This is a genomic window from Streptosporangium sp. 'caverna', assembly GCF_003203775.1.
Classification (GTDB): Bacteria; Actinomycetota; Actinomycetes; order Streptosporangiales; family Streptosporangiaceae; genus Streptosporangium; species Streptosporangium subroseum.
Genome location: NZ_CP029711.1, coordinates 4,562,810 through 4,588,100, shown reverse-complemented (window position 1 = coordinate 4,588,100; position 25,291 = coordinate 4,562,810). Strand labels below are relative to the sequence as shown.

Below are 25,291 nucleotides of genomic sequence, written 5' to 3'. Positions count from 1 at the left end.
TGGCCGGACCGCAGGATCGACCACGTGCCGTCCGCCTGGCCGCGCCGGGGCGGCGCAGGCCATCCGGTGCACTGTGAGGTGATCGGCGCCGAGCCCGTCGGTGGGGTGGTGGCGTCTGACCACTACGGCGTTCTGGCGGACCTGCGCTCTCGGGCGCCGTGCCTGATGGGATGACCCACGCGGAAGGCGGAGCGCTGTCAGGACGGCTGGCTCCGGCCGAGGCCGGCGGCGGCCTTGGCGCTCAGGCGCTGGCGGGCCTCGCTGCGGCCCTCGGGCAGGATCTCCAGTTCGCCGGTGCCGTACACGCCGGGGAGACCGGCGATGATGTCGGCGCGGTGGTCGCCACGGACGTTCGCCAGGCGCAGGCTCGTCCCGTATCCGGTCTCGTAGGTGTCGTGGGAGTAGCGGCGGGCCGGTTGGGCGGTGACGCCGGTCCCGGTGCCGGGGTGGAGCACCGCCCAGTCGTGGTTCCCGTTGGAGAGGTGGACCGCCAGATCGGCGCGGCCATCTCCGGTGACGTCGCCGAGGCCGACATTGGACGGGTAGTCCTCGCCGTACCTCAATGTCTGCGCCGGGCCGAAGCCGGTGCCCCGGCTGAGCTGGACGACCACCTCGAACGCCGCCCCGGCGTCCGAGGTGATCCGGACCAGGTCGGCCATGCGGTCGCCGTTGACGTCGCCGACGGCAAGGTCGCGGGCGGCCCGCTCGGTCGGAGTGATCGACCAGGCGCGCGCCGTCGAAAGTCCCGAACGGGAGCCGGGCACCACGGTGATCCGCTGTGGCCCGACGGGGTCGGGATAGGCCACCCGGTGTTCGACGGTCACGAGGTCAGGCAGCCGGTCACCGTTCACGTCCCCGGCGGCCAGTTCCGCGCCGAACTGCGGGGCGCCGTCGGCCAGCCGTCCGGACACGCGCAGGCCATGCTCGCCACCGCGCAACACGACGACCTGCTTGTCCCCGGTGACGGCCACGTCCCCGTACCCGTCACCGTCGAAGTCGGCGGCGGCCATCGCGGGCGCGGTGACCGGCCAGGGGATCACCGTGGCACCGTCGCCGCGCAGTCCCGCCTTCGAACCGCGGAAAACCACGAGCTTGCCGCGGGCCGATGCCAGGACGTCGGCGTAGCCGTCCCGGTCGAAGTCGCCCGTGGCGAGCGTCCGTCCCAGATTCTCTTTGGCGACGGGCCTGGCGAGGGTGACGGTCCGCCCCGTGGCGGACACCTTCGCCGGGCCGCCGAAGTAGACGACCACCCCGCCGGCCTCGCTCTTCCCCTTGGCCGCCAGCAGATACAGGCCGGCGATCACGTCGACCCGCCCGTCCCCGTTGACGTCACCCGCCAGAGCCGGTCGTGAAGCCGCGGCCTGAACGGGGCTCACCGGCCCCGCCAGCCCGATCACGGCGGCCATGAGACCGGCCTTCCACACGTCCCAGGAGACCCTGCGCACGGTCATCTCCTCGTCGAGGCAGGCGATCAAACGGAAACTCCGTCAAGCCCGCACACACTACCAACGGCGCACACAACGGAGCAGGCGCAGGTCCCGCACCGGAAAACCGTGGCGAGTCGCCGGTGCTCTCGCGCTTGGCAGTCAGGAGGGCTGAACTTCGTCGAAGAGGGCGAGGGCTTCGGTGGGGTCCGGGCTCACGAGGCGTTCCAGACCGGCCGTCGTGATCTTCGCCCACCCGCCGGCCCGTGCCCACATCCGTTCCTCGAAGGCGCGGACGGCCTCGTCCAGATCGCCGGGACCGGGGGCGGCGGCGACGGCCTCGGCGAGTTCGGCGCCTTCCAGCATCGCGAGGTTCGCGCCCGCCCCCAATGGGGGCATCAGGTGGGCGGCGTCGCCCAGTAGCGTCACCCCGGGGACGTGGGCCCAGGTGTGGGACACGGGCAGGACGTAGAGGGGGCGGTGGACGAAAGCGGTGCCGTGGCGGAGGAGGTCGAGGGCGGGAGCGGCCCAGCCGTCGAACAGAGCCAGCAGGCTTGATCGCACGGCCTCGCCGTCGGCCAGATCCAGGCCCGCGTCCAGGCCCGCGTGCCGGTTCAGGCCCATATGCCGGTCCAGGTTCGTGTGCCAGTCCAGCGGCGCGCGGAACTGGGCGTACACCTTGACGTGGCCGCCGCTGTTGCGCTGGGCGACGAGGGCGCGGTTCACGCCGTACACAGCCATGGAACCGTCGCCGATCAGCCGGGCGAGGTCGGGGTGGCGGGTGTCGACGTCGTCCAGGGAGGTCTCGACCAAGGTGACGCCGGTGTAGTGCGGCGTCGCGGACGAGATCGCCGGGCGGACCCGGGACCAGGCGCCGTCCGCGCCGATCACGAGGTCGAACGTCTCCTGTCGCCCGTCCGCGAAACGGACCAGCGCGCCGTCCCGGGTCCCCGGCACTACCTCCGTCACGTCCCGCCCCCACTGAACATCCAGGGGGCCGAGCAGCAGGTCACGGAGTTGCCCGCGGTCGATCTCGGGATTGGCCTGGTCATCCGGACGGGATTGCCAGTCGCGGAGGACGGTCCCGTCCACGTCCAGGATGCGCATGGCCTGCCCCTCGGGACGGGACAGCGCCTGGAACTCCGCCAGCAGCCCCGCCTTGCCCAGCGCGAGCTGGCCCAGATTCTCGTGCAGATCCAGCGTGCCGCCCGGGGGGCGGGCGTCGGGGGCGGGATCGCGTTCGAGGACGGTGACGGGGTGACCGTGGCGGTGCATGACCCGGGCGAAGGTGAGGCCGGCGGGGCCGCCCCCAATGACGGCGATACGGTGTCTCATGTCGACACACTGTATTTTGCCATCACTGGTCGGCGACCCACATGCCTGACGAGGCGCTCAACCACGGGCGGGGCGCCTGAGAGCCGTCGCACAGAACCTCCAGGTTCTGAAGGACATCCTCGAGACCCCGAACACAAGGAACGGAACCGCGTGGTGACGGCCGTCGGAGGCGACGCGCTCGAGGAAATGCTCGCCGGGCAGCCGATCGCCCCCACGCTTCGAGCCGTGGCCGACCGCTTCCCCGCCGGCGAGACGGTACGGCGACGCAGAGAAGTCCCCGCCTCTTAGGTTGTGGGGATCGTTGCGACGCCTGACCTCTTCTTCGGGAGCCGCCGTGCTTGAGCGTTCTCCGGTGCGGGCCGGCCCTGCCGTACGCCCCCTGATCGTCTCCCGGCGAGGGTGATCATTCCCGCGGAGCTTCGACCAGCGGGGTGTCGACCAGGTGCTCGATCAGGAACCAGGTCTGCAGCTCGCCGGTACGGATGACGCTCGAGACCAGGAGGTCGTTGGTGCCGTCGTCGCCCATCTCGGCGGCACGGGCCGCCGCGTCGTGGGTGGCGATGAGGATCGTCTCGTGCGCCTCGATCAGGCGCGAGAGCATCGAGGGAACCTCCTCGGCGCCATTGGGCGGGCGCGGGATGACGGTGACCTCGGCGACATGCCGAGGGTCGCCGATGGCGACGCCGCCGAGGGTCTGCACCCGCTCGGCGAGCAGGTCCACCAGCTCGAGCTGCTCCCCGGCGTGCTTGTCCAGCAGCAGGTGCAGCTGGTAGAACGTCGGGCCGCGCATCAGCCAGTGGTGCTTCTTGTAGAGGCCGTAGAGGATTTGAGTGTCGGCCAGGATCTGGTTGAGCCGCTGGCAGGAGTACATCCTCGCGTTGAAGGAGAGACCGAGCGGGAACTGCCGGACCGTGCCGAACTCCTGGATCTCAACGCCGTTGAGGTGCAGCCACGGCTGGCTGCTGCCATTCCGTTTTGCTTTGGTGGTGCGCTTGGCAGTCAATGCACATCTCCTCGTCGCGTGACACATCAGACTGCGCTCAGACGTTCCCGCAAATGCCCCAACAGAGCGCCACAATCAGGCCAAAAAGGGATAATGCATTCCATACCGGCGCGAGATGGCCTCTGGTGGCCTCGCCAGGCGCCTGGAACCGCCCGCGCCGACGACCCGCTCCACCGAGAGGATTCGCCGCGGTTTCGGAGAGCGGCTCGCGGGAGCCTGACATCTAAGCTGGCGGCATGACGTACGTACCTGACCCGGCATGCGAGGTGGCGCACGGCGACGTGCGGCCGGAGGGCGGGACGCGCACCCTGGTCGCGGTGTTCGCCTCCCCCGTTGCCGGCTTCCTGCTCAGCTTCGGCGCCGAACTGGGCTTTCGCACGCTGCTCCTGGAACCGGACCTGGCACGCGCCCCCGCCGGAGCCCTGACCTCCGCCGGCCCCGAGCTGGACGACACGGCCGATGTCGTGGTCACCGATCACCATCGCGGCGAGGTGGGGCCGGTGCTGCGAGACATCCTCGCCCGTCCGGTCCGGTGGGTCGGCATCATGGGCAACCCCCGCCATGAGGGCCCTCACGTCAAGGCGCTCACCGAGCTGGGCGTGCCGCCCGAGAAGATCGCCCAGGTGCACCGCCCGGTGGGTCTCAACATCGGCTCCCGCACTCCGGCCGAGATCGCCCTCTCGACTCTCGCGGGCCTGCTCGCCGACCGCAACGGCCGCCCGGGCGGCTTCCACTTCTGAAGCTTCCGGGGCTTCCGAAGCGGGCATGCGGTGTGCCCGATCCCGAACGGCTCCGGTCGCCATGCTCTCGCCCGACGGATCGGATGAGAAGAGGACGGTGCGACCGGCCTTCGGCGGGCCCCGGAACCCGCGGCGGATCTCGGGGAAGCATCTCCTCGGCATGCCGGCCTCTTCCGAAGGTGGCGGCGGCGCGCATATCAATCAGAGCGGCTCACAAAAGCTGGGATATATCAAATCGCTCATCGAATTCACAGCGATTCGGCCCGTGTTCACCGTGCGATCCGATTCTTTCGTGAAGAACCAGGATCCCGGCGAACACGGGCCATCTCCTCTCCATCATGGTCCTGGAGTTTTGTGATCCCAGGTTATGCCGCATGTGGTCAACGTGCTTCGGCTACATGCGGCACCCAAGCTGGAGGCCAACCATGAGTTGGTGACTGATCAGAGACTTTAGGCGTTGTTTTTAATCGTCGTCGTCGTCAAAGTCGAAATCGCGGCCGCGGTCGCGATCACGATCGCCGTGGTTGATGTTGTTGTTATTGATGTTGACATTGACCCTGCGGACGCTGCGGTGGAAGCTGCGGTGATGGCAGCGGTGGCCGCAACCACCGCCACAGCCGCAGCCGCGGCGCCAACCGCAACCACCGCCGCATCCGCCGCCCCAGGTCGTGAAGCCCGCTCCTGCTGTGACCGTACTGGCGCTGGCATTGGTGGTGGTGGTCGCTGCTCCCAGGCCTACAACTCCGCCGGCCAGTGCCGTGCTGATCGCGAGTCCCGCGACGACGCTTTTGACGTTGGGCATTTGTATTTCCCCCTCGAAAGGATTGGTGCCCTGATTTCGGCGTTTCCCGAAACGCTTGGGAAAGTGCCTGAGGTGACCGCTAACGGGTCTCCCTGGTTGTCATGATTTCCGCCGACATGGTCCGACAAACGGAGATTAACCGCTTTTACCGCCCTCATGTCCTTCTATTGATAATGTTAGGATATTATCGCTTAATTTGATATGAAATGTCTTCAATGTCGCATTTGTCGCGTGAGTGGAGGTGCCGTCGGCCGGAAAGGCCGGAAAGGCAGGCGATGCGGTCGGGAGAGGAAGAACCCAGGCGGGATCAACCCGCTTGTCCGCCTCCGCCGAATTGATCGGCACCCCCGGGAGAGCCCGGAACTCCCGTGGCTACGGCGAGCCGTCGATTCGGACCAGCGGCTGCGTGCCGCGGCTGAGACGGCGCCGATCGACGGGGTGGCGCCCAGGGCGTGGCTGCACGGCGCGGTCGACGACGACAGCGGGCGAGTGGAACGGGTGGCGTTGAGGGAATCGCGGCCGAGGAGTCCGGCGACGAGGGCAGTGAGACCGAAGTGATCCCTGGTGGGCTTCGGCGAAAGGACCGAGGTCGGGCTCAGTCCCGCGCGGCGTCCGACCGGTCCCGGGAGGCGTCCGCGCCCCAGCTCGCCAGCAGGCGCAGTGCCTCCTCCGACGCCGAACCGGGCTCGGCGTGGTAGGTCGCCAGCGACTGCTCCTGATCGCCGGGGAGCGTGAAGGTCTCGTAGCGGAGCGTCAGCTCACCCGCCAGCGGGTGCATCATCCGCATGCTGCCGTGCGACTTCTTCTTGACGTCGTGGGCCGCCCACAGCGTACGGAAGTCCTCGCTCTTCATGGAGAGCTCCCCGACCAGCGCCGCGAGCAGCGGATCGTCCGCGTGCAGGCCGGCGTCCAGCCTCAGGTTCCCCACCACGTCGAAGGCCTTGGACTCCCAGTCGACGAAGAGCCGCCGGGCCGCCGGGTCGAGGAAGGTGATCCTGGCCCAGTTTCGCTCCCGCGGGGCACGCGCCGCCCAGTCACCGAAGAGCGCGCAGGCCGTGCCGTTCCACGCCAGCACATCGGTGCGGCGGCCCCACACGTACGCGGGTACGCCCTCCATCGCCGTCAGCAGCTCCAACAGCGCGGACCGCACCTGCTGGCGCTGCGGCGCGGGCCGCCGCCTCTGCTGCCTGGGCTTGGCGAGGTGCATCAGGTGGACGTGCTCCGCGTCGGAGAGTTTGAGCGCACCGGAGATCGCGTCCAGCACCTCGACCGAGACGTTGCGGCCGTTGCCCTGCTCCAGGCGCGTGTAGTACGCCGCGGAGACCCCGGCGAGCTGTGCCAGCTCCTCCCGCCTCAGGCCCGGCACCCGGCGCCGCCGGCCGTACTCGGCGAGCCCCACGTCGGCCGGCTTCAGCCGGGCCCGGCGGGTGCGCAGGAACTCGCTCAGCTCCGTGCGCGGGTCGAGGCGCCGCTCATGGCCGGGTCCCGAGCGCTCATGGCCGGGTCCCGCGCCGGGGCCCGACACGGCTGCCGGGTCGGGGTGTATAGCCATATCCCCAGTATGCGCCGGGTGGTCCCGGCCGGGGCCCGCCAGCCTGTCCCTGCCGGTGGTAGTCACGCGGGACGTAGGCAGAAGGGATGTCTGGGTAACGCCGCACGACCGGAGCAGCCTGGATGCTGCGGCGGCCGCTTCCGCTGCACGACGTTGCCCGCGCCTACCAGGCCGTGGGCACCCGTCAGGCGGTCAAGGTCGCCATCCGTCCGTAAGTTCCGCAGCAAGGGATGACGACGGCGGGCGAGGCGCTTCGCCGCGCCCGCCCTGCCCCGCCTGACAATTCTGTTGCTACCGTGCGTGACGGCCGTCACGCACCGCGGTAACAGAGGATCGAGGTCACTCATGCTTACGGCCATCGCCACCGCGGTCAATGAGCCGCTCACGTTCGCCGAACGCGAGGTGCCCGAACCCGGACAGGGCGAGGTCCTCGTCAAGATCATCGCGTGCGGAATCTGCTACACGGACCTGGACCTGCTGCGGGGTCAATGGCCCGTCGCCCGCTTCCCGGTCGTCCCCGGCCACGAGATCACCGGCGTGGTGGCCGCTGCCGGTCCCGGCGTGTCGTGGCCGGAGGTCGGCGCTTCCGTGGGTGCCCAGTTCCTCGGCGACTCCTGCCGCCACTGCGACCACTGCGTGCGCGGCGAGCAGGTTCTCTGCCCCCGGAAGCGCTTCACGGGCATCGTCATGGACGGCGGTTACGCCGAATACGCCGTCCTCAAGGCCGACTTCGTGACCCTGCTGCCGGAGGGGCTCGACCCGGTCGCCGCGGCCCCACTGATGTGCGCGGGCCTGACCGCCTTCAACGGCCTGCGGCAGGGCGGGATCACCGCCACCTCGCGCGTCGCGGTCGTCGGCGCCGGCGGTGTCGGCGCACTGGCGATCCGCTACGCCGTCGCCATGGGAGCCCGCGTGGCCGTCATCGGCCGGTCGAACCGGGGCGAGGCGGTGGCGAGGGAGATGGGTGCCGAGCGGTTCATCGCCACCCAGGACTCCGACCCGGCCGAGGCCCTCAGAGCCTGGGAGGGAGGTGCGAACCTGATTCTCAACACCGCCCCGTCCACCTCGGCGGCCGCGGCGACGTTCACCGGCCTGGCGCCCGACGGCAGGCTCGTGCTGGTCGGGTACGGCCCCGAGCCGCTGACCCTGCCCACCCAGCCGATGGCCCTCAACCGGCTGCACGCCATGATCAACCCGTCCGGCTCGCCGCATGACATGCGCGACACCCTCGCGTTCTCGGCAGCGCACGGCATTCTGCCCGAGTTCGCCCCGGTCGGCCTGCGCGACGCCAACGCGGCGCTCGACGCCATGGCCAAGGGCAGCTCCGGCAAGCGGTCGGTCATCACCTTCGGCTGACCGCTTACCGGCGGACCATGGACCCGGCGCGGCCTTACCGCCCTACCGCGCCGGCAACGGGGGCCGCGCCTGCTTGGCGGATTCGAGCAGCAGGCCGGCGGCCGCCCTGGCCTGCGCGGCCGTACCGGGGGTGCCGAAGATGCCGGCCGTGACCATGGCGCCCTCGGCCAGCAGGAGCAGATGGTCGGCCAGATCGTGAGGAAGGTGCGCGTCGGTCGTGAGCTTCTCCAGGTATCGCCTGAACGCCTGCTTGTGCCGGCGGGCCTGGGTGGCGATGGTCGTCGACGTGGTTCCCAGCTCGCCGTAGGAGTTGATCCACGCACAGCCTCGGAAACCGGGCTCGTTGAACCACCGTTCAAGCCAGTCGAACACCGCGATGATCCGGCCCTCCGGGTCCCCGCAGGCCTCGACGTGGTCGGCGAGACGTTGCCGCCAGCGGAGGTCACGGCGCTCGAGGTAGGCGTCGACGAGCTGGTCCTTCGTGCCGAAGAGCTGGTAGAGGCGCTTGAGGGACACACCGGAGAGGCCGCGGATGTCGTCCATGCCGACGGTCTGGATACCCCGGCTGTAGAACAGCTCCTCTGCCGCGTCGAGCACGCGGTCCTGCGCCACCTCCCGATCCACCTCATCACCCTCGTTCGCGTCTTGACGGAGAGAACCAGCGTTCCCTAGGGTAGACCATCGGAGGAGAACGATGGTTCTCTCGAAGTCCTGTCGCTCTTCACGAGCGCGCCACAGAAGGAGAAGGCATGAGCAAGCGTCCCCCACTGCCGCCTTTCGACCACGAAAGCGCGCTGCGGAAGGTCCAGGCGGCGGAGGACGCGTGGAACACCCGCGACCCGCAGAAGGTCTCGCTCGCCTACACCCCGGACTCCGTCTGGCGCAACCGCGACTCCTTCGTCACCGGACGCGAGGCCATCGTCGAGTTCCTCACCCGCAAGTGGGAGCGCGAGCTCGACTACGCGCTGCGCAAGGAGCTGTGGGCCTTCGGCGGCAACCGCATCGCCGTGCGTTTTCAGTACGAGTGCCGCACCGCCGACGGCCAGTACTGGCGGAGCTACGGAAACGAGCTGTGGGAGTTCGACGACGACGGGCTCATGGCCCGCCGGGAGGCCAGCATCAACGACGTCCGCATCCTCGAACAGGACAGGCGCATCTTCGGACCGCGCCCGGACGACGAACGTGGACTCCCTTTCCCGGTCCGGTGAAAGATTCTCTCGAGGCGACCGCGGGCACGACGGTACGGCCTGGGACCGCCGTCAGCGAGGAGTGTCCGGGATGCGACACTGACCGGATGCGGCGCTGCCACGCCGGCAGCCCCGGCGCACGAGAGGACCACGACATGACCACCGAGATCACGGTGCGGGAGAACGCCGAGGCGCGCACCTATGACGCGCTGATCGCGGACAAGGTGGTCGGCACGATCGTCTACGAGCATGGGGGTCCGAGGATCGTGTTCACCCACACGATCGTCGAGCCGGAGTTCCGCGGGCGGGGCGTCGGCTCCACGCTCGCCCGAGGCGCTCTTGACGACCTCCGGGCGAAGGGTGTGACCCTGACGAACTACTGCAGCTTCGTGGCCGACTTCATCACCGCCCATCCCGAGTACGCGGATCTCATCGACCCCGCTCATCCCGGTCACCCGCGCCGGCGCTGAGAACCCTCGCGTGCCCTCCGCGTGATGCCGGACGGTGCCGTCCCCGTGCGAGCGCGACCGTCACCATTGATAGGGCAGATACTTCCCGTCGAGGGTGATGACGACCCGGTCACCCGCCGGATCGGGCACTCGCGTCACGTCCAGGCGGAAGTTGATGGCGCTCATGATGCCGTCGCCGCACTGCTCGTGAATCAGCTCTTTGATGGTGGGCCCGTAGACCTGGATGACCTCGTAGAGCCGGTAGATGGTCGGGTCGACCGGGACGAGGGAGTCGAGGGCTCCGCGGGTGGGCTGCAACCGGAACGCGAGGGCGACTTCTTCACCGAGTTCGAGCAGGGCCGCTGCCGTCGCCGCCTCATCCTTGCTCATCGGGTGCTGGCCGAGCAGTGCCGCCGTGGTCCACGCCAGGGGCCGGCCGACGGCCTTGGCGAGCTGGTCCCATGTCACACCGGTCACCACCTTGGCCTGGCGGACGGCTTCTGCTGCCTCTTGCTTGGTGACCACGATTTCTCCGTTGTTGTTGACGGTTGCCGAGCGCATGCTCACCCGCCGGCTATCCGGGTGATCTCACTCTCCGTCAACGAAGATCCAAAGGTCAAAGCGTTTGCTTCTATCCGGTGATAGGGAACGTCTATGTGCGGCTCCGAGGAGCCGGGCTCGGGATGAGACCGGCCGGGCCGGATGGTGACCGCCTCGATGAGGCGTGACGCGAGGGCCGCCGCCTGGGCGCGGATCTCCGGGATCGCCGTCGTCTCGTACAGGCTTCCGCGCAGCATGGGCCCCAGCGTGAAGACGCGGCCGTCGGAGTGTCCCGTCGCGTCCAGGACCGCGCCGCCCAGGCCGGCGTCCAGGCCGAGCCGCAGCCGATCCGGCCGGGCCGTGCCGCCCGAGATGAGGGAGGCGAGGAAGGGGTCACGGGCGATGTCGGACCCGGGCCCGGTGGCGTTGACCAGCCAGCCGACATCGAGCTCCCGAACGGCGCCGTCGACCTCCACCCGCGCGCGCATTCCGCCGGGGACGGCCGTGGTCCGGAGCATCTGGCCGCGGAGCACGCGAAGGCGGCCGGTGGCCCGCAGGTCGGCGACGCGAGCGGCCGTGGCGGGAGGAATCCGGTGCCGGTGGACCTCCCAGTAGCGGGCGGCCCCGCTCAGAAATCGCCTCTGGTCATCGGGAGTGAGCCGGGCCCACAGTCTCTGGACCTGCGGGCGCAGGCCGTCCACCACACCGTGCCAGTCGCCCGCGTTGTCCTTCACCGCCAGGCGTACGGCACGCAGCAGACCGGCGACTCCCAGGGGCCCGTCCGGGATCGGCACCGGGACAGGAGGCGGCACGGGATACGGGTGCGGCCGGGGCAGCAGAGCGTGCCGCGACACCGCGTACACCACCGCGTCCGGATGCGCCCGGGTCACGGTGACCGCCACGTCCACCATGGTCAGTCCGGTGCCCAGCACGAGCACCGGCGCGCCGTCGCAGATCCGGGTCAGCGCGTTTCGCGCCCATGGATCGGCGACGTAACGGGAATCCACGGCATCCACGATGTGCGGCCATGCGGCCGGGGTGCGATTGCCCAGGGCCAGGACGGCGGCATCGGCGTCGATCTGCCCGCCGTCCGACAGCCGGACCCGCACTCCCCGATCACAGGTCAGGCCGCTCGCCGTACCGGTCACCCTGCGCACCACGCGCAAAGGTGGCTCTTCGGCGGCGGCCAGCACATCGCGCAGGTAGCGCCCGTACACCTGCCTCGGCAGGTAGTCGGGGCCGTCGATGTCCAGCCCGTTGTCACGGGCCCACCGCAGCAGATGGCCGGGATCGCCCTCGATCGCGCTCATCTTGCTGACACAGGCGTTGAGGAGATGGTGCGGATCGGTGGTCGAGTACGCCTGCCCCAGCGCGTGCCGTCCGTACTGGTCGATCAGCACGACCTCCAGCGGCATGGCGAGCGCCCGCGCCCGGCGAAGGAGATGCACCGCGGCCAAGGTCCCGCTCGCGCCGCCGCCTACGACGGCGACCGATGGAGTAGCTGCCACGCGATTCACAATAACCCACTATACCTGTAGGGCATGCATCTAATACGTGTCGACCTGTTGAACATGGAAGCTGCGCCATTTTGAAGTAGCTGATCAGGGTGGTGGCGTGAGGGTCGTTCGGGGTGCTCGTGCTGGTGGTGGGCGGCAGTCTGAGGTGTGGATCGTCTGGCAGGGTTGGTTCTGCGGGTTCTCGCCCGTCGGGATCGGCGCCGCTCGTGGAGCGTCACGGAGTCTTCGGCCCGTTCCCGTCCGGCCTGGGCGCTCCCTGAGCGTTGCCCGCCGCTGCGGCTGTTTCAACCCGGTCCCCGCCACCCCGGCGGAGACCGGCTTGAAACAGCGCGGGGCGGCCCTACGCGATCTTGGGGGCGGCACGCATGGCGGCGTAGCAGCACTGGGTGCCGTCGGCGAGCGTTGCGAACACCACGGGCAGGGCGTCCACGCCGAAAGCCGAACCGGTCGCGGCGAAGACGGTGTCGGTGACCGGGACCATGACGGCCTCCAGCGGCGGGGACAGGTCCTTCATCCCGTCGACGAACTCGTAACGTAGGTGCGCGGTGCCCTCCTCGTCCCGGGTGATGGTGATCTCGACTCCCTCGCGCCGGTAGGTACCCAGGTAGGGGGTGACGTCCACGGTCGGCGGCTCGGCGGGCGGGCCGAAGGCCTCGGGCATGGTCACACCGGCCAGTTCGGCGAGCAGTTCCCGGAACAGCGCGTCGTATAGGCCGCGGGTCCCGCCGCCGTTCGCGAGCAACACGAGGGCCACGTCCGCGTGCGGCACGACGCGCAGGTAACCGTGCTGGCTCACCGACGACCCGTCGTGACCGTAACCGGCGACGCCGTCCCAGTCGTAGAGGCTCCAGCCCAGCCCCCAGCCATCGGCGCTGACGGTCCACTTGTCGGGGCTGTCGACCTCGCGCCGCTGCATCACCGCGACCGACTCGGCCGACAGCACGCGGGTGCCGTCCGGGGCGAGTCCGCCGGCCAGGTGCATCCGGGCCAGCCGGACGACGTCGGCGGCGGTGGTCAGGACCCGGCCGTAGGGACCGGCCGAGCGCGGCATCATGTCCCACGCCGGGGCCGGGGCCGGGTCGGCTCCGGGCTCGCCCAGGTGCCCCATCGCCACCCGGAACCGCAGCGCCTCCTCGGGCAGCGTCATCGAGTGCTCCAGCCCCAGCGGGGCCAGCAGCCGGTCCTTCAGCGCCTGGTCCCAGACCTGGCCGGTGACCACCTCGACGATGCGGCCCAGCACGTTGTACCCGACGCTGGAGTAGGAGGTGCCCGTCCCGGGCCGGCAGTCCAGCGCAACGCCCTTGGCGGCCTCGACGTACTTGGCCAGGCAGTCGTCGCCGCGCCCGGTGTCGTGGTTGAAGTCGCAGGTCAGCCCGCTGGTGTGGGAGAGCAACCGGCGGATGGTGATCTGCTTGGTCGCCTCCGGGTCGGCGGTGTCGAACTCCGGCAGCACCTCGGTCACCGGCGCGTCCAGGTCCAGTTCGCCGGAGTCGACCAGCTGCATGATCAGCGTGGCGGTGTAGACCTTGGCGATCGACCCGGACTGGAAGATCGAGTCGGTCGTCACCGCCACCCCGGTCCCCTGGTGCAACACCCCGCTGGCCAGCTCGTGGATCCGGCCGTCCACCAGGACGGCCAGGGACGCGCCTGGGACGTGGTGGGTGGCGCGCAGCTGGTCCAGCCGCGTCTGCCAGTGGTCCAGGTCGATCCGGTTCTCGTTCTTCGGCATGTCGTGTCCTCTTAGGTGTTGATCGGTCAATGGCGGGGTCAGGGACCGGCGAGCGACGCGGCGGCCTGCTCTGTGCACCGCGCGCTTCCGTCGGAGTCGGTGAGTCGCGGTGGCCGCTCGCCCCGGAGCTCGTGCCGCATATGCCGGGCGCCGGTGACGTGATCAATCATTCGCCCTGGCCAGGCCGGGAACAACGACGGATCTCGCAACGGTCCGATAACCCAGGAGTTCACGAATCGGGGGGCGAAGGCGACGACGAGCCGGAGCGCGATCCCGGTCGGCGGAGGACGTACTACTCCCGGGGTGGTGGTGGGCGCGCCGGGCCTGCGCCCTGTGGCGTAGCGAAGGAGTCTCCTCTCGTACGACGACCGTGGGCGACCCAACCGGCGACGATCTCAGCCTGAGCCCGTTCACGAGAGGACAACCGAGATGACGACTCCGCGTTTCTTCCAGGCGTTACGCGTCACGATCGCCCTGCAGACGGCGGCGCTTCTCATCCAGGCGATCACCGCCGGCCTGCTGCTGTCCACGCCTGACGGCCGGATGCTGCACGGCGTCTCGGCGCTCGCCGTGGCCGTCACGAGCCTGCTGCACCTCGTCGCCGCGATCCTGGTGTGGCGCCCCGGCGGCGGTTCGGCGCGCGCCATCCCTCCCGCGGCGATGCTGCTGGTCTTCACGCTGGTGCAGATGGTGCTCGGCATGGCCCATATGAAGGCGCTCCACGTGCCGATCGGTGTGCTGATGTTCGGCGCGAGCGTCATGCAACTCGGCCAGATCTGGTCGAGCCCTCGCCCCGTAACGGCTGCCGCGGCATGACGCTGACCCGGCGGCGGGCGCTGCGCCTGCTCGGGCTGGGAGCCGCGGCGGTCGCGGCGTCCGGCGCCTCCGGTTGCTCACTGCTCGGCGGGACCCCGCAGGCTCGGCTGCTGGCCAGTACCGCACCGCTGCCTACGCCGTTCACCGCGCCGCTGCCGATGCCGGCGGTGGCGCGGCCGTCGCGGAGCGACGGCCACACCGACTACTACGACCTGGCCCAGCGCGCCGCCGACCTGGAGATCCTGCCGGGCCTGCGCACCCGGATCTGGGGGTACGACGGACGGTTTCCCGGTCCGACGATCGAGGCGCGCAGCGGCCGCCGGACCGTCGTGCGCGTCTCCAACGGCCTCGACGTGCCGACGGTGACGCATCTGCACGGCGGCCGCACTCCGCCGGAGTCCGATGGTTATCCCACCGACCTGGTACGGCCGAACACCCGGCGCGACTACGCGTTCCCGCTCGACCAGCGGGCGGCCACGCTCTGGTACCACGACCACCGCATGGACTACACCGGGCCGCAGGTCTGGCGCGGCCTGTCCGGTTTCTTTCTGGTGCGGGACGCCGAAGAGGAGGCGCTCCCGCTGCCCTCGGGCGAGCGGGACATCCCGCTGATGATCTGCGACCGGTCGTTCGCCGAGGACGGCTCCATGCCCTACCCCGGACACCTCGACCGGCCCGGCGCCCGTGAGGCTTTCATGGGCGGGGTCCTGGGCGATGTCATCCTGGTCAACGGCGCGCCCTGGCCACAGCTGCGCGTCGAACGGGCACGCTACCGCTTTCGGCTGCTCAACGGCTCCAACGCCCGGCCGTACGAGCTCTCGCTCTCCCCTGACGGGGTGATCGTGCAGATCGGCACCGACGGCGGCCTGCTCGCCGCACCGCGCGGGCTACGGCAGGTACGGCTCGCGCCGGGCGAACGAGCGGACGTGGTCGTCGACTTCTCGGCCTACCGGATCGGCGACCACGTCGAGCTGCGCAACCTCGCCGGGGACGGGCCGCAGGGCAGGGTGATGCGATTCGCCGTCGACCGCGACGCGCGCGACGACTCGATGATCCCGAAGGTGCTGTCGCGGGTCGAGCGGCTGGACCCGGCGAAGGCGAAGACGACGCGGGACTTCGAGTTCACCAGCGGGAGCATGCACGGCGGCACGGGATGGCTGATCAACGGCAGGCCGTTCGACCCGAAACGGATGGATGCCAGGCCGCGGCTGGGCGACACCGAGATCTGGCGCCTCACCAGCGACGTCGCCCATCCCGTTCACCTGCACCTGGCCCACTTCCAGGTGCTGTCGGTCAACGGCGAACGCCCTGCAGGGCAGCCGGAGTGGAAGGACACGGTCGAACTGCGGGACGCGCAGACCATCGAGATCATCACCCGGTTCACCGGTTATCGCGGCCGCTACGTCATGCACTGCCACAACCTTGAACACGAGGACATGGCCATGATGGCCACCTTCGAAGTCGTGTGACCCTACGCCGCCGCGAACGTGGGGCACCCCGGCCGTCCCCGGGCAGTCGCCCGGCGCGCGCCCACGCCTCCCATCCCCGACGAAGAGAGACTCCTCCCGTGAGAATCACCGTCATCGGCTCCACCGGCCACACCGGCAGGCACGTCATCGTCGAGGCGCTGCGCCGCGACCACCAGGTCGTCGCGTTCACCCGGCGGCCCGCCGCCCTGTCCGATCCCACCGGGTTACAGGCGGTCGTCGAAGGCGACGGGCGCGACCCGGAGAAGGTGCGCGAGGCCGTCGCGGGCTCCGACGCGGTGATCTCCATCATCAACGGCGGCGGCCGCCACGATCCGCACCGGGCCGCCGACGCCACCCGTACCATCACCACGGTCATGGCCGACCTCAACGTGCGGCGGCTCGTCATCACGAGCGCCTACCCGCTCGTCGCCCACAAGCCGCGCATACCGCTGTGGGTCCTGCGCCGTCTCCTGGCCACGCCCTACGCCGACGCCGCGGAGATGGAGCGGGTCGTCTCCGCCGGAGATCTCGACTGGACCATCGCCCGCCTCACCAGACTCACCGACAAACCCGCCACGGGTGCCGTCCTCACCAGCCGGGTCCTGCTGGAAAGGCCGCTTGCCCTCACCCGCGCGGACGTCGCGGCCACTCTCCTCGACATCGTCCAGGACACGCACCTGGCCGGAGCCGCCGTCAACATCTGCGGACGCTGATCCCCTCCCTGGATAGACCTTGTCGCTCTGATCTGGCCCAGTCGGCGGCCCTTGGTAGGCTGCCAGGGCGTTTTCAACGCGGGTGAGATTGTGCCGATCGGGCCGGGTGAGCTCGTGCATCCGAACAGGACGGAAGAGCGTGGAAACCGTTACGCGGGGCGACGTTGGTCTGGATCATGCACCTGGTGGGGTGCGACCGAAGAAGTTGCTGTTGCGTGCGCTTGCGGGCGAGCGGACGGAACGGCCGCCGATCTGGTTGATGAGACAAGCCGGGCGCTATCTGCCTGAGTATCACGGCGTTCGTGAGGCGGCCGGCGGGATGGTGGGGTTGTGTAATTCGCCCGAGCACGCGGTCGAAGTCACCCTGCAGCCGATCCGACGTTTCCCGCTGGATGCGGCGATCTTGTTTGCGGATCTTCCGCAGATCGCTGCGGCGTTGGGCCAGACCCTGGAGTACCAGGTCGGTGATGGCCCGGTTCTGACACCGCCGATCCGTTCGGCGTCGGACATCACCGAGTTCTTGAGCGCGTCTCGCTTGCACGAAGAACTGGCCCCGATCTACGAGACGGTCCGGCAGCTCACGCACGCCTTGCCTGACGATGTGGCGCTGATCGGCTACGCCGGTGCGCCCTGGACGGTCGCGACGTACATGGTCGAAGGGCGCGGCGGCGGCAACTCCGAGCACGCCCTCGTCAAGCAATGGGCGCTGAGCGACCCCGACAGCTTCCAACCCCTGATCGATCTGCTCACGGCAGCCGTCATCGAGTTTTTGGACCGTCAGATCGAGGCAGGCGCCGAGGCGATCCAACTGTTCGAGAGCTGGGCCGGGATACTCCCGGACCCGCTCTTCCGGCGTTGGTGCGTCACGCCGGTTGCCGCCATCGTCACGGCGCTCAAGGCGAAGCATCCGAGCGTTCCGATCATCGCGTTCCCGCGCGGTGCCGGGCTGGCGTACGACGGCTTCATGCAGGCCACCGGCGTGGACTGTGTCGGCCTCGACTCGACGGTGCCGCTGGGATGGGCGGCGCAGAAGGTGCAACGCGAGTTGGGCCGCTGCGTGCAGGGCAACCTCGACCCTCAACTTCTCGTCACGGGCGGCCCGGCACTCCACGCCGAAACAGACCGCATCCTGCGCTCTCTCGGCGGCGGCCCGTTCGTCTTCAACCTTGGCCACGGCATCGTCAAGACCACACCCCCCGAGCACGTGGCCGCGCTTGCCCAGCAGGTACGCTCCTGGGTCGCACCCTCGACGCAGTAGACGGCCCGAACAGGCCCGGACTCCTGCCTCTGACCCCAGGTGCAAAGTAGCGGCCAGGGCTCTGTGACCGCGTTCTTCTTGGACTGGCGGGGGACGGGCTTGGTCTTGTCGACGTGCCCGTACACCGTTGACCGGGGCACGCCGAACAGGTCGGCGCCTAGCCTCGGGGGAGCAGGACGACCTTGCCGAGGTTGCGGCGGGACTCGATGATCTCGTGGGCGCGCGCTGCTTCGGCGAGCGGGATTTCAGCGGATACGCGGGGACGAAGCGTGTTGTCGCGGTGGAATTCCCACAGGTCGTCGAGCCAGCGCGCGTACACCTCGGGCTTGCTCCGGGCGATGGCCGCCATCTGGAAGCCGATGACCGAGGCGCCCCGGACCAGCAGCTCGTAGGCGTCGATCGTGCCGCCGCCCGAGCTGAAGGCGACCAAACGGCCGCCGGGGGCCAATGCGCGCACCGCGGGGCCGAGGAGTTCTCCGCCGACCCCGTCGATGACGATGTCGGCCGGATCGCCCCAGGGCTCGTCCCCGTAGAGCACGACCTCGTCGGCGCCGAGGGCACGAACGAACTCCGCCTTGTCCGCGCTACCGATGGCCGCGACGACGCGGGAGGCCCCGCCTGCCTTCGCGTACTGCAGGGCGAGGGTGCCGACCGCACTGGCCGCTGCGGTGATCAGGACGGCGTCGCTGGGGTGGGGGCGGCCGGCCTCGTAGGCGCCGCGCGCCACCAGGCCGCTGCGGACCAAGGCCACGGCGTCGACGGCGGTCGCCCGGTCGGGAATGCGGGAGGCCATCGCGTGGTGGATGAGGGCCAGTTCGGCATAGGCGTGGGAGAAGCAGAGACCGGTGACGCGGTCGCCCACGGCGAAACCGGTGACGCCTTCACCGACTGCGGCGACGGTGCCTGCTATCTCGCCGCCGAGAGGGCCGGGCTCGGCGCCCTCGCGCACCTTTCGTACGGCGGGCAGCGTGACTCCGACCGCTTCGGTACGGACGAGCAGCTCACCTGGGCCGGGCTCTGGAACGGGGGCCTCCTCGGTGAAGAGAACCTCGGGGCCGCCGTTGACCTCATAGCGGACACGACGCATGGGCACCTCCGGGTGTGGCATGGGCTCGGAATCGTTGGGATTTCCAATGGATGGCCAGCGTAGAGGGAAGTCATTGGGAAGTCCAATGACTTCGAGATAGCCTGGTTCCATGACCTGTACCGAACGTCCGCGTGCCCTGGCGCACATCCAGTCCCTACCGAGCTGGCTGGCCGGCCGGGTAGCGGCGCGCGGCCGGAGCCTGGTCGCCGAGGCGATCGCCCAGGAAGGACTGAAGCTTCCGCATCACGCCGTGCTCGCGGCAGTGTCCGAGTACGGACCGGTCGCCCAGGCGGATTTGGTGCGCCGGCTGGGCTTCGACGCGAAGGACGTGGTCCTCCTGCTCAACCACCTGGAGGAAGCCGGACTGGCGCTGCGCGAACCCGATCCGCAGGACCGCCGCAAGAACGCGGTGACGGTGACGCCGGCGGGCGTGCGGACCCTGGAACGGTGCGCGGAGCTGGCGGAGCGGGCCAACTCCGAACTGCTGGCACCGCTCAACGCGGCGGAAGGCCAACAGCTGATGGAGCTGCTGACCCGGGTGTACGAGGCGTAGCGCCGCCCTACGCGTCTTTTCGGCTGCCGGGAGTCGCTTCCGTCGTGACGCTGGGGGAAGACGGCCATCCGCTCCTGTGAGGGCTCGAAGCCATTCGAGCCGATCGCGATGGACGCTTTCTCTGCTTTTTCTGTGAGGACTTGGAAGAGGAGTCGGGCCGCGCGCCGCCCGCCCGTGGAGGCCGGGCCGTAGGGTGCACGGCCTGCTCGTGGCGTGCGGGACCGAGGTCCGGTCTTCGGGGTCGAGACTGGTAGGAGTCGTTGATTGAGTGGTCTGTGTTCCCGTTGAACAGGAATGCCGATCACTCTTCGTGATCGCTAAGGGCTCCTAACAAAAGCGGTCAGCGTACGAGGCGACGCCAGCAGATGATCGCGACCGCCAAGGTCATGAGGGCTTCGTGGATGTCGATCGTCAGCGCGGAGTGCGGCCGAGGTAGCGGAGCAGGTCGTCGACGACCGGGGTGCAGGACGGGCTGTCGGCAGCCCCAGCCTCCACCACGGGAGCGTAGGCGCCCCACTGGCGCAGCGGTTCGACGATTCCCTGCGCGGCGGCGAGAAGGTGGCCCGCGAGCTCGTCGTCAAGCGGGGACGGTTGGCCCGTGGCGATCGCGATGTCCCATGCGTGCACGGCGGCGTCGAGCGCGCACATCACCGCGGCGACCGGAGTGGGCAGGTCACCGTGCGGCAGCGGCGTCGGAACGGTCTCGGTGTCGTCGGACACCGTCGCCCACGCCGCGGCGGTCTGCTCGATGGCGTCTTTCACCAGCTCTGCCGCAGTGCCGTCGACAGCTCCGGAAGGCGAGAAGGGGTCGTAGGCCGGACCGTTTCCGATGCCGAGCACCTTCGCGTAGGCGAGCTGGTCGCCTGCGGCGTGCTGAATCACCTGGGTGACCGTCCATTCCGAGCACGGGGTGGCGTTGTCCCCCTGACCGTCCTGCACGCCCGCGACGCTGTTCTCCAGCGTCCGGTACGAGGCGGCCAGCACCTCACGCCAAACCGGCTGCAGGGAGGTGACCGTGGCGGTGTCGGTCGTGTTCATGATCTTTCCTTTCGATCTCTTTCTTGCTTGTGACACCAACCTAAGGGCCTATTAGGCTATTTTCGTTCCTAATAGTTCCCGAGGGTGAGAATTCGATGGCTCCGACGACAACCCGAGTGCTGCGCCTGCTGTCCCTGCTGCAGGACCGGTCTTACATCGGCCGCGAACTCGCCGAGCGCCTCGGCGTCACCGAACGCACACTGCGGCAAGACATTCAGCGCCTCCGCGAACTCGGCTATCCGGTGCACGCCGCGCGCGGCGCGGTAGGCGGATACCGGCTCGGACAGGGCGCGAAGATGCCCCCGCTGCTGCTCGACGACGACGAGGCGGTGGCCGTGGCGCTGGCCGTCGGCCTGGCCGAGGACGGCTCCACCGGGATCGCGGACATCGACGCCAGCCTCACCCGGGCACTCGCCAAGCTCCAGCAGATCCTTCCGAAACGCCTGCAGCGCAAAGTAACCGCCCTGCGGTCGGCCACCGCGGTCGGGCCCGCCACGGTCGGCTCCCGCGAGCCGGACGCCCCGGTGCCCGCCGCCACCCTCACTGTTGTCGCGGGCGCGATCCGCGATGGCGCGACCCTGTTGGCGACCCGCGCCGACACCGAAACCGAGGTGGAGCCCTACCGCCTGATCAGCTGGCGCCGCCGCTGGTTCCTGGTCGCCTACGACCTCGGCGCGCACGCCTGGCGGGCGCTTCCCGTCGCCGACCTGACCCGCGTCCGGTCCGCGTCCCGCCACTTCGCCGCCCGATCCCTGCCCGACGACGACCTCGTCGCCTTCGTCCTGCGCGAAGTCGCGCAGACCGGCTGGAAAGTCCACGCCCGCGTCACCGTCCTCGCCCCCGCCGAAACCGTGATTGCCCGCATCAACCCCGCCGTCGGCGTCGTCGAAGCCGTCGACTCCCACACCAGCATCCTCGTCACCGGTGCCGACGCCCTGGAGACCATCGCCATCTACCTCAGCATGCTGATGATGGACTTCCGCGTCGACGGCCCACCCGAACTGGTCGCCCACATCCGCACCCTCGCCCGCCGCTACACCGAAGCCCTCGACGGGTAGGTTGGCCGGCCGGCATGCCCGTCGACGATCTTCCGGTCGAGGCCGTTCGGAGCGTGGAGCAGTTCCTGACAGCCATGGACAAGTCGGCTCCGGGCTTGGTCACCGGCTTCTAACTGGTCAGCCGGGGGCACGGCGAAGTAGGCCAACAGCGACAACGCGATGCGGCAACCTATTCCAAGATCCTTTTTGTTGGGAGTTCTAAGGCTGAAAGCCTTCGGGAACTCCTCCATGAACCGATAGCGGGTGCCGGAGGGCTCTTCTGCGGCGACCTGGTGCACCAGCGTGCGCGTCTCCTCTCGTTGTTCATCCGCGAGGTCGCTGAGGATGTTTCTCAGATGGCGCCGGTGAGGCTTCGCACGGTCAGGCCCAGACCGAGCAGGACGACGACGGCGGCGGTGCCGATCGGGATGAGGGCCGAGAGGCGGGCCACCGCGCCGCCCCCCGCGGTCGCCAGGCGGTCGAGCCGTCCGGTGAGTTTGACCAGGAGCAGGCCGGTGACGGTGAGCGTGCCCGCCATCCCGATGCCGTAGGCCAGGACCAGCGCGATCCCGAACCACGTGCGGCCGAGCGCGATCGCCCCGAGCAGGACGACGAGCGCGGAGGGACTGGGAACCAGCCCTCCGGCCACCCCCAGCCCCACCAACCCGCGCCGCGAGCGTGCACCACCCCCACGGCGGTCGGGGTGCTTCCGTTCCATCAGCGCCACCTGGTGGCTCTCCCCCGCGGGATGTCCGTGGCCGACGTGCCCGCCACCGCCACCGTGTCCGTCTCCACGCTCGTGTGCGTGCTCTTGCCCGTGTTCGTGTTCGTGTGCGTTGCCGTCGTCATGACCGCCCTCGTGGGCACGACCGTGACCGAAGTGCCCGCGCCCGTTTCCGTCCCCACGCTCTTGCCCGTGTACGTGCTCTTGCCCGTGTTCGTGTGCGTTGCCGTCGTCGTGCCCATCCTCGTAAGCATGACCGTCCTCATGCCCGTGGCCGTGACCGAAGTGCCCGTGCCCGTGGCCGTGGCCGGACGATTCGCCGGTGCGGTAGGTGTGCCAGGCGGATCCCAGGAGGCGGGTGCCGACGAGAACGATCAGGAGGCCGCTGGCCAGGCCGAGCCAGGCGAGCACCCCCTCCCCGGTGAGCACCGAGAACACGCTCAGCAGGAGACCGACCACGAGAACGCCCAGCGTGTGGGTGACGGTCACCGTGGCGCCGACGATCAGCGCGTCGCGGGGGCGGCCTCTCCGGCCGGCCAGGTAGGCGGCCATGACGGTCTTTCCGTGGCCGGGGATGAGGGCGTGGCCCGCACCGAGGACGGTGGCCAGCAGTACGGCGAGCAGGCCCAGTGGTACGGTCAGGGATTCCGTGCCGACCAGCCCGGTGAACACGCGGTCCAGCGCGGCCAGCGCCTCCCCGATGGGCCCGTCTCCCACCAGCGGCAGAGCGGCGATCGCCACCGAGGCGGCTCCCGGGACGACGCTCAGCTCCGCCGCGCGCTGGTCGAGCGGGCCGGCCGGCAGGTCGCTCGGGTAGCTCCGCAGTTCCCGGCTCACGCTCGTGCCGGGCACGGACGACCGCGCCAGCCGTACGCCGCCGGAGGACACCGCGGTGATCTCCCGCCAGCCCAGCCGGTCGGCGAGGAAGCCGTCGCTGAACTCGACCGTTCCGTCTCCGGAGGTTCCGGACGTCGCAGAGGCACTCACCGTGGAGGTTCCGAGATCGAAGGTTCCGAAGCCGGAGGCGCTTGAGCTGGAGGCCGTAGAACTGGAGGCGCTTGAGCTGGAGGCCATGGAGCCGGAGACGCTTGAACTGGAGGCCGTGGAACCGGAGGCGCTTGAACTGGAAGTCCCACGGCCGGAAACGTTCGAGGTCGGAGTCCCGGAACCGGAGGCGCCCGGAGCGGTGGGTGCTTCCAGGGGCTTCGCGGCGGCGGACAGGCGGCAGGTCAGGCGGCTGGTCTCCAGTCCTCCCTGGCCGCCTTCGTAGACGAACCCGGCCTCGGTGACCCGCCACGCCACCGCGGCCCCGTTCACCCTCAACCGCTGCGCGGCGGCGAGGACGGAGCAGCGGGCGGTGCCGTACGACGACCGTTCGGCGGCCGAGACCGTGCCCGAGCGGTCGGTGTCCACCGCGGACCGGGCCTGGAGGGTGGGCAGCTCGGCGCTGTCCACGATCGCCAGGTTCTCCACCCGCTCCGGAGTGATCCGCAGACCGTTGTAGTGGTTGACGGTGAAGTTTCCCAGTGGATGCATGACCTGGGCGACGGCGGCGGAGGCCGGTTGGGGGCCGGCCGCGCACAGCGTGACCGTCAGGCCGCCGAGGACCGAGACGATCACCGTCCGAAGGGCGCTTCTGAGCGTCATGAGAACCTCGCGAGAGCGGGGAGGGCCGCGGAGAAGGCGGGATTGGCGACGCGGGCGCGGGCCAGGGAACGTCTGGCGTCCGCGGCCAGGCCCAGGGAACGTTCTATCTCCGCGCGATGACGGTGAAGGAGGGCGTTGTGCCAGCCGGTGGCGGTGGCCTTCTTCGCGTACGGCAGGGCCTCGCGGTCACGGCCGTCGCGGTGCAGGGCCCAGGCCAGGACGTCGGCGGCGACCACGTTGGGGTTGCGCGCGTACTCGGCCCTGGCGTGGGTGACGGCTTGCGACGGCGAGCCGTGGTCGGCTTCGAACTCGGCCCAGGTCAGGTCATCCCTGACCCCGGCCTCCGCCATCAGGTCCCGCTGCGCGCGCAGCAACGTCCACTGCTCGGAGGGGTCCCTGCCCGCCTTCGACAGCACCTCGGCGTATTCGATCACGTACTGGGCCAGGGGCAGCCGCCCGACCACGGTGGCGTAGAGCTCGATCGCCTCGGCCGTCCGGCCGCCGAGCGCGGCGGCCCTGGCGACTCCCGCGAGGGCGGGAGTGAAGTCGGGGACCGCCTTCAGCGCGAGGCGATACTGCTCGCCGGCCTCGCGCAGGTCACCGGAGTGCAGGGCGAGCTCGCCGAGATAGTGACGGCAGTAGGCGACGTCGGCGGGAGAGAAGGCGTCGGCGAGGGCGTGCTCCAGCATGCGGCGGGCCGTGGTGCGGTCGCCCCGCAGCTCGGCGTCGTAGGAGGCCCTGGTGAAGGCCGCGACCCCGGGGCGCAGCTCCATCATCCTGTCGATCGCCCGCGTGGCCTCGCCGTACCGGCCGAGCTGGGTGTAGGCGTCGGCCAGCACCGCCTGGGCGCCCTGGCCGTAGGGGTTCGCGGCCACCGACAGCCCGGCCAGCCGTACGGCCTCGGCGAAGTCGTGACGGCCGGCGGCGAGTGCGGCCTGGCCGGTCAGCGCGGCGAAGTCGCCGGGGCTCAGCGCGATGGACCTGGCCAGTGCCCGCTCGGCACGGGGGTAGAAGGACGGGTCGGCGGTGAGGCGGGCCTGCTGGACGTACGCCGAGCCGAGCTGGGACCAGGCCTGGTGGTCCTTGGGCAGCCGCCGGAGCCGGTTGGTCAGCGCCTCGATCGCGGTTGTGAGCGAGGCGGCCGAGACCGGCGTCTCGGTGAGCCGGCCGGAGACGGTCGCGACCGCCTCCGGCCGCTGCCGCTCGCCGGGGATCAGGGCGGCTCCCAGCGTCAGCGCCGCGGCCAGACCCAGCACGCCCGCCGCGATCCGGGCTCTTGCAGAAATCTTCACGATGATCCCCTCAGGACCGGGTG

General features: G+C 69.9%; 24 protein-coding genes. 11 read left to right on the top strand and 13 right to left on the bottom strand.

The window, feature by feature from the left end; translation table 11 throughout:
- Positions 1-197 precede the first annotated feature (197 nt).
- On the bottom strand, positions 198-1,475 hold the full coding sequence (locus DKM19_RS20255) for a VCBS repeat-containing protein (RefSeq protein WP_110697382.1): 1,278 nt from the start codon (positions 1,473-1,475) through the stop codon (positions 198-200).
- A 111-nt stretch (positions 1,476-1,586) separates the two neighbouring features.
- Positions 1,587-2,759: an NAD(P)/FAD-dependent oxidoreductase gene (locus DKM19_RS20250; RefSeq protein ID WP_110697380.1), complete on the bottom strand. Its 1,173-nt coding sequence runs from the start codon at positions 2,757-2,759 to the stop codon at positions 1,587-1,589.
- A gap of 153 nt (positions 2,760-2,912) precedes the next feature.
- Here DKM19_RS20250 and DKM19_RS52530 point away from each other — a divergent pair, with 153 nt between their 5' ends.
- Positions 2,913-3,047, top strand: a complete 135-nt coding sequence (locus DKM19_RS52530; protein ID WP_255415533.1) for a hypothetical protein — start codon at positions 2,913-2,915, stop codon at positions 3,045-3,047.
- 115 nt (positions 3,048-3,162) lie between these two features.
- Here DKM19_RS52530 and DKM19_RS20245 read toward each other — a convergent pair whose 3' ends face one another.
- Positions 3,163-3,789 carry a DNA starvation/stationary phase protection protein gene (locus DKM19_RS20245; RefSeq protein ID WP_204358890.1) on the bottom strand — a complete coding sequence of 209 codons (627 nt, stop codon included), beginning with the start codon at positions 3,787-3,789 and terminating at the stop codon, positions 3,163-3,165.
- A gap of 209 nt (positions 3,790-3,998) precedes the next feature.
- Here DKM19_RS20245 and DKM19_RS20240 point away from each other — a divergent pair, with 209 nt between their 5' ends.
- Positions 3,999-4,502 carry an XdhC family protein gene (locus tag DKM19_RS20240; RefSeq protein ID WP_110697376.1) on the top strand — a complete coding sequence of 168 codons (504 nt, stop codon included), beginning with the start codon at positions 3,999-4,001 and terminating at the stop codon, positions 4,500-4,502.
- Positions 4,503-4,965: 463 nt separating this feature from the next.
- Here DKM19_RS20240 and DKM19_RS20235 read toward each other — a convergent pair whose 3' ends face one another.
- Entirely contained in the window at positions 4,966-5,304 is a 339-nt protein-coding gene (locus DKM19_RS20235) for a hypothetical protein (RefSeq protein ID WP_110697374.1), read from the bottom strand.
- 595 nt (positions 5,305-5,899) lie between these two features.
- A complete protein-coding gene (locus DKM19_RS20230; protein ID WP_110697372.1) occupies positions 5,900-6,856 on the bottom strand; it encodes a helix-turn-helix domain-containing protein in 957 nt (318 codons plus the stop codon).
- Between the two features lie 345 nt (positions 6,857-7,201).
- On the opposite strand from DKM19_RS20230, the gene DKM19_RS20225 reads away from it, so the two are divergent.
- Positions 7,202-8,212 (top strand): alcohol dehydrogenase catalytic domain-containing protein, encoded by a 1,011-nt coding sequence (locus DKM19_RS20225; RefSeq protein ID WP_110697370.1) that lies wholly within the window; start codon positions 7,202-7,204, stop codon positions 8,210-8,212.
- A gap of 42 nt (positions 8,213-8,254) precedes the next feature.
- Here DKM19_RS20225 and DKM19_RS20220 read toward each other — a convergent pair whose 3' ends face one another.
- A complete protein-coding gene (locus tag DKM19_RS20220; protein ID WP_110697368.1) occupies positions 8,255-8,836 on the bottom strand; it encodes a TetR/AcrR family transcriptional regulator in 582 nt (193 codons plus the stop codon).
- 125 nt (positions 8,837-8,961) lie between these two features.
- On the opposite strand from DKM19_RS20220, the gene DKM19_RS20215 reads away from it, so the two are divergent.
- Together DKM19_RS20215 and DKM19_RS20210 are read left to right on the top strand one after the other, a co-directional pair.
- On the top strand, positions 8,962-9,420 hold the full coding sequence (locus DKM19_RS20215) for a nuclear transport factor 2 family protein (protein WP_110697366.1): 459 nt from the start codon (positions 8,962-8,964) through the stop codon (positions 9,418-9,420).
- A gap of 134 nt (positions 9,421-9,554) precedes the next feature.
- The gene (locus tag DKM19_RS20210; protein ID WP_110705839.1) at positions 9,555-9,869 is read left to right on the top strand and encodes a GNAT family N-acetyltransferase; all 315 of its coding nucleotides are present in this window, start codon (positions 9,555-9,557) and stop codon (positions 9,867-9,869) included.
- Positions 9,870-9,929: 60 nt separating this feature from the next.
- Here DKM19_RS20210 and cynS read toward each other — a convergent pair whose 3' ends face one another.
- The 3 genes from cynS to DKM19_RS20195 all read right to left on the bottom strand — a co-directional run bounded on the left by cynS (position 9,930) and on the right by DKM19_RS20195 (position 13,634).
- Entirely contained in the window at positions 9,930-10,373 is a 444-nt protein-coding gene (cynS, locus tag DKM19_RS20205; protein ID WP_110705838.1) for a cyanase, read from the bottom strand.
- A gap of 38 nt (positions 10,374-10,411) precedes the next feature.
- Positions 10,412-11,896 carry an FAD/NAD(P)-binding protein gene (locus tag DKM19_RS20200; RefSeq protein ID WP_162641630.1) on the bottom strand — a complete coding sequence of 495 codons (1,485 nt, stop codon included), beginning with the start codon at positions 11,894-11,896 and terminating at the stop codon, positions 10,412-10,414.
- 349 nt (positions 11,897-12,245) lie between these two features.
- A complete protein-coding gene (locus tag DKM19_RS20195; protein ID WP_110697362.1) occupies positions 12,246-13,634 on the bottom strand; it encodes a serine hydrolase in 1,389 nt (462 codons plus the stop codon).
- 429 nt (positions 13,635-14,063) lie between these two features.
- Between DKM19_RS20195 and DKM19_RS20190 the strand changes: the two genes are divergently transcribed.
- The 4 genes from DKM19_RS20190 (at position 14,064) to hemE (ending at position 17,890) form a co-directional block, all read left to right on the top strand.
- Positions 14,064-14,450 (top strand): hypothetical protein, encoded by a 387-nt coding sequence (locus DKM19_RS20190; protein ID WP_110697360.1) that lies wholly within the window; start codon positions 14,064-14,066, stop codon positions 14,448-14,450.
- Positions 14,447-15,919, top strand: coding sequence for a multicopper oxidase family protein (locus DKM19_RS20185; protein ID WP_110697358.1), 1,473 nt, complete (start codon positions 14,447-14,449; stop codon positions 15,917-15,919). Before DKM19_RS20190 ends, DKM19_RS20185 begins: the two co-directional genes overlap by 4 nt.
- Before the next feature lie 98 nt (positions 15,920-16,017).
- Positions 16,018-16,632 (top strand): NAD(P)-dependent oxidoreductase, encoded by a 615-nt coding sequence (locus DKM19_RS20180; RefSeq protein WP_162641629.1) that lies wholly within the window; start codon positions 16,018-16,020, stop codon positions 16,630-16,632.
- 82 nt (positions 16,633-16,714) lie between these two features.
- Complete coding sequence (hemE, locus tag DKM19_RS20175) at positions 16,715-17,890, top strand: uroporphyrinogen decarboxylase (RefSeq protein ID WP_369989397.1); 1,176 nt, start codon at positions 16,715-16,717, stop codon at positions 17,888-17,890.
- A gap of 157 nt (positions 17,891-18,047) precedes the next feature.
- On the opposite strand, the gene DKM19_RS20165 is transcribed toward hemE, so the two are convergent.
- Positions 18,048-18,977, bottom strand: coding sequence for a zinc-binding dehydrogenase (locus tag DKM19_RS20165; protein ID WP_110697354.1), 930 nt, complete (start codon positions 18,975-18,977; stop codon positions 18,048-18,050).
- A gap of 109 nt (positions 18,978-19,086) precedes the next feature.
- On the opposite strand from DKM19_RS20165, the gene DKM19_RS20160 reads away from it, so the two are divergent.
- Positions 19,087-19,530 carry a MarR family winged helix-turn-helix transcriptional regulator gene (locus DKM19_RS20160; protein WP_110697352.1) on the top strand — a complete coding sequence of 148 codons (444 nt, stop codon included), beginning with the start codon at positions 19,087-19,089 and terminating at the stop codon, positions 19,528-19,530.
- A 411-nt stretch (positions 19,531-19,941) separates the two neighbouring features.
- On the opposite strand, the gene DKM19_RS20155 is transcribed toward DKM19_RS20160, so the two are convergent.
- Positions 19,942-20,568, bottom strand: coding sequence for a TIGR03086 family metal-binding protein (locus DKM19_RS20155; protein ID WP_110697350.1), 627 nt, complete (start codon positions 20,566-20,568; stop codon positions 19,942-19,944).
- Between the two features lie 95 nt (positions 20,569-20,663).
- Between DKM19_RS20155 and DKM19_RS20150 the strand changes: the two genes are divergently transcribed.
- Positions 20,664-21,626, top strand: coding sequence for a YafY family protein (locus tag DKM19_RS20150; protein ID WP_110697348.1), 963 nt, complete (start codon positions 20,664-20,666; stop codon positions 21,624-21,626).
- A gap of 331 nt (positions 21,627-21,957) precedes the next feature.
- On the opposite strand, the gene DKM19_RS49570 is transcribed toward DKM19_RS20150, so the two are convergent.
- Both DKM19_RS49570 and DKM19_RS20140 read right to left on the bottom strand, forming a co-directional pair.
- Positions 21,958-23,976: a high frequency lysogenization protein HflD gene (locus DKM19_RS49570; RefSeq protein WP_162641628.1), complete on the bottom strand. Its 2,019-nt coding sequence runs from the start codon at positions 23,974-23,976 to the stop codon at positions 21,958-21,960.
- Positions 23,973-25,268 carry a hypothetical protein gene (locus tag DKM19_RS20140; RefSeq protein WP_162641627.1) on the bottom strand — a complete coding sequence of 432 codons (1,296 nt, stop codon included), beginning with the start codon at positions 25,266-25,268 and terminating at the stop codon, positions 23,973-23,975. The genes DKM19_RS49570 and DKM19_RS20140 overlap by 4 nt, the downstream gene beginning before the upstream one ends.
- Between the last annotated feature and the right edge of the window lie 23 nt (positions 25,269-25,291).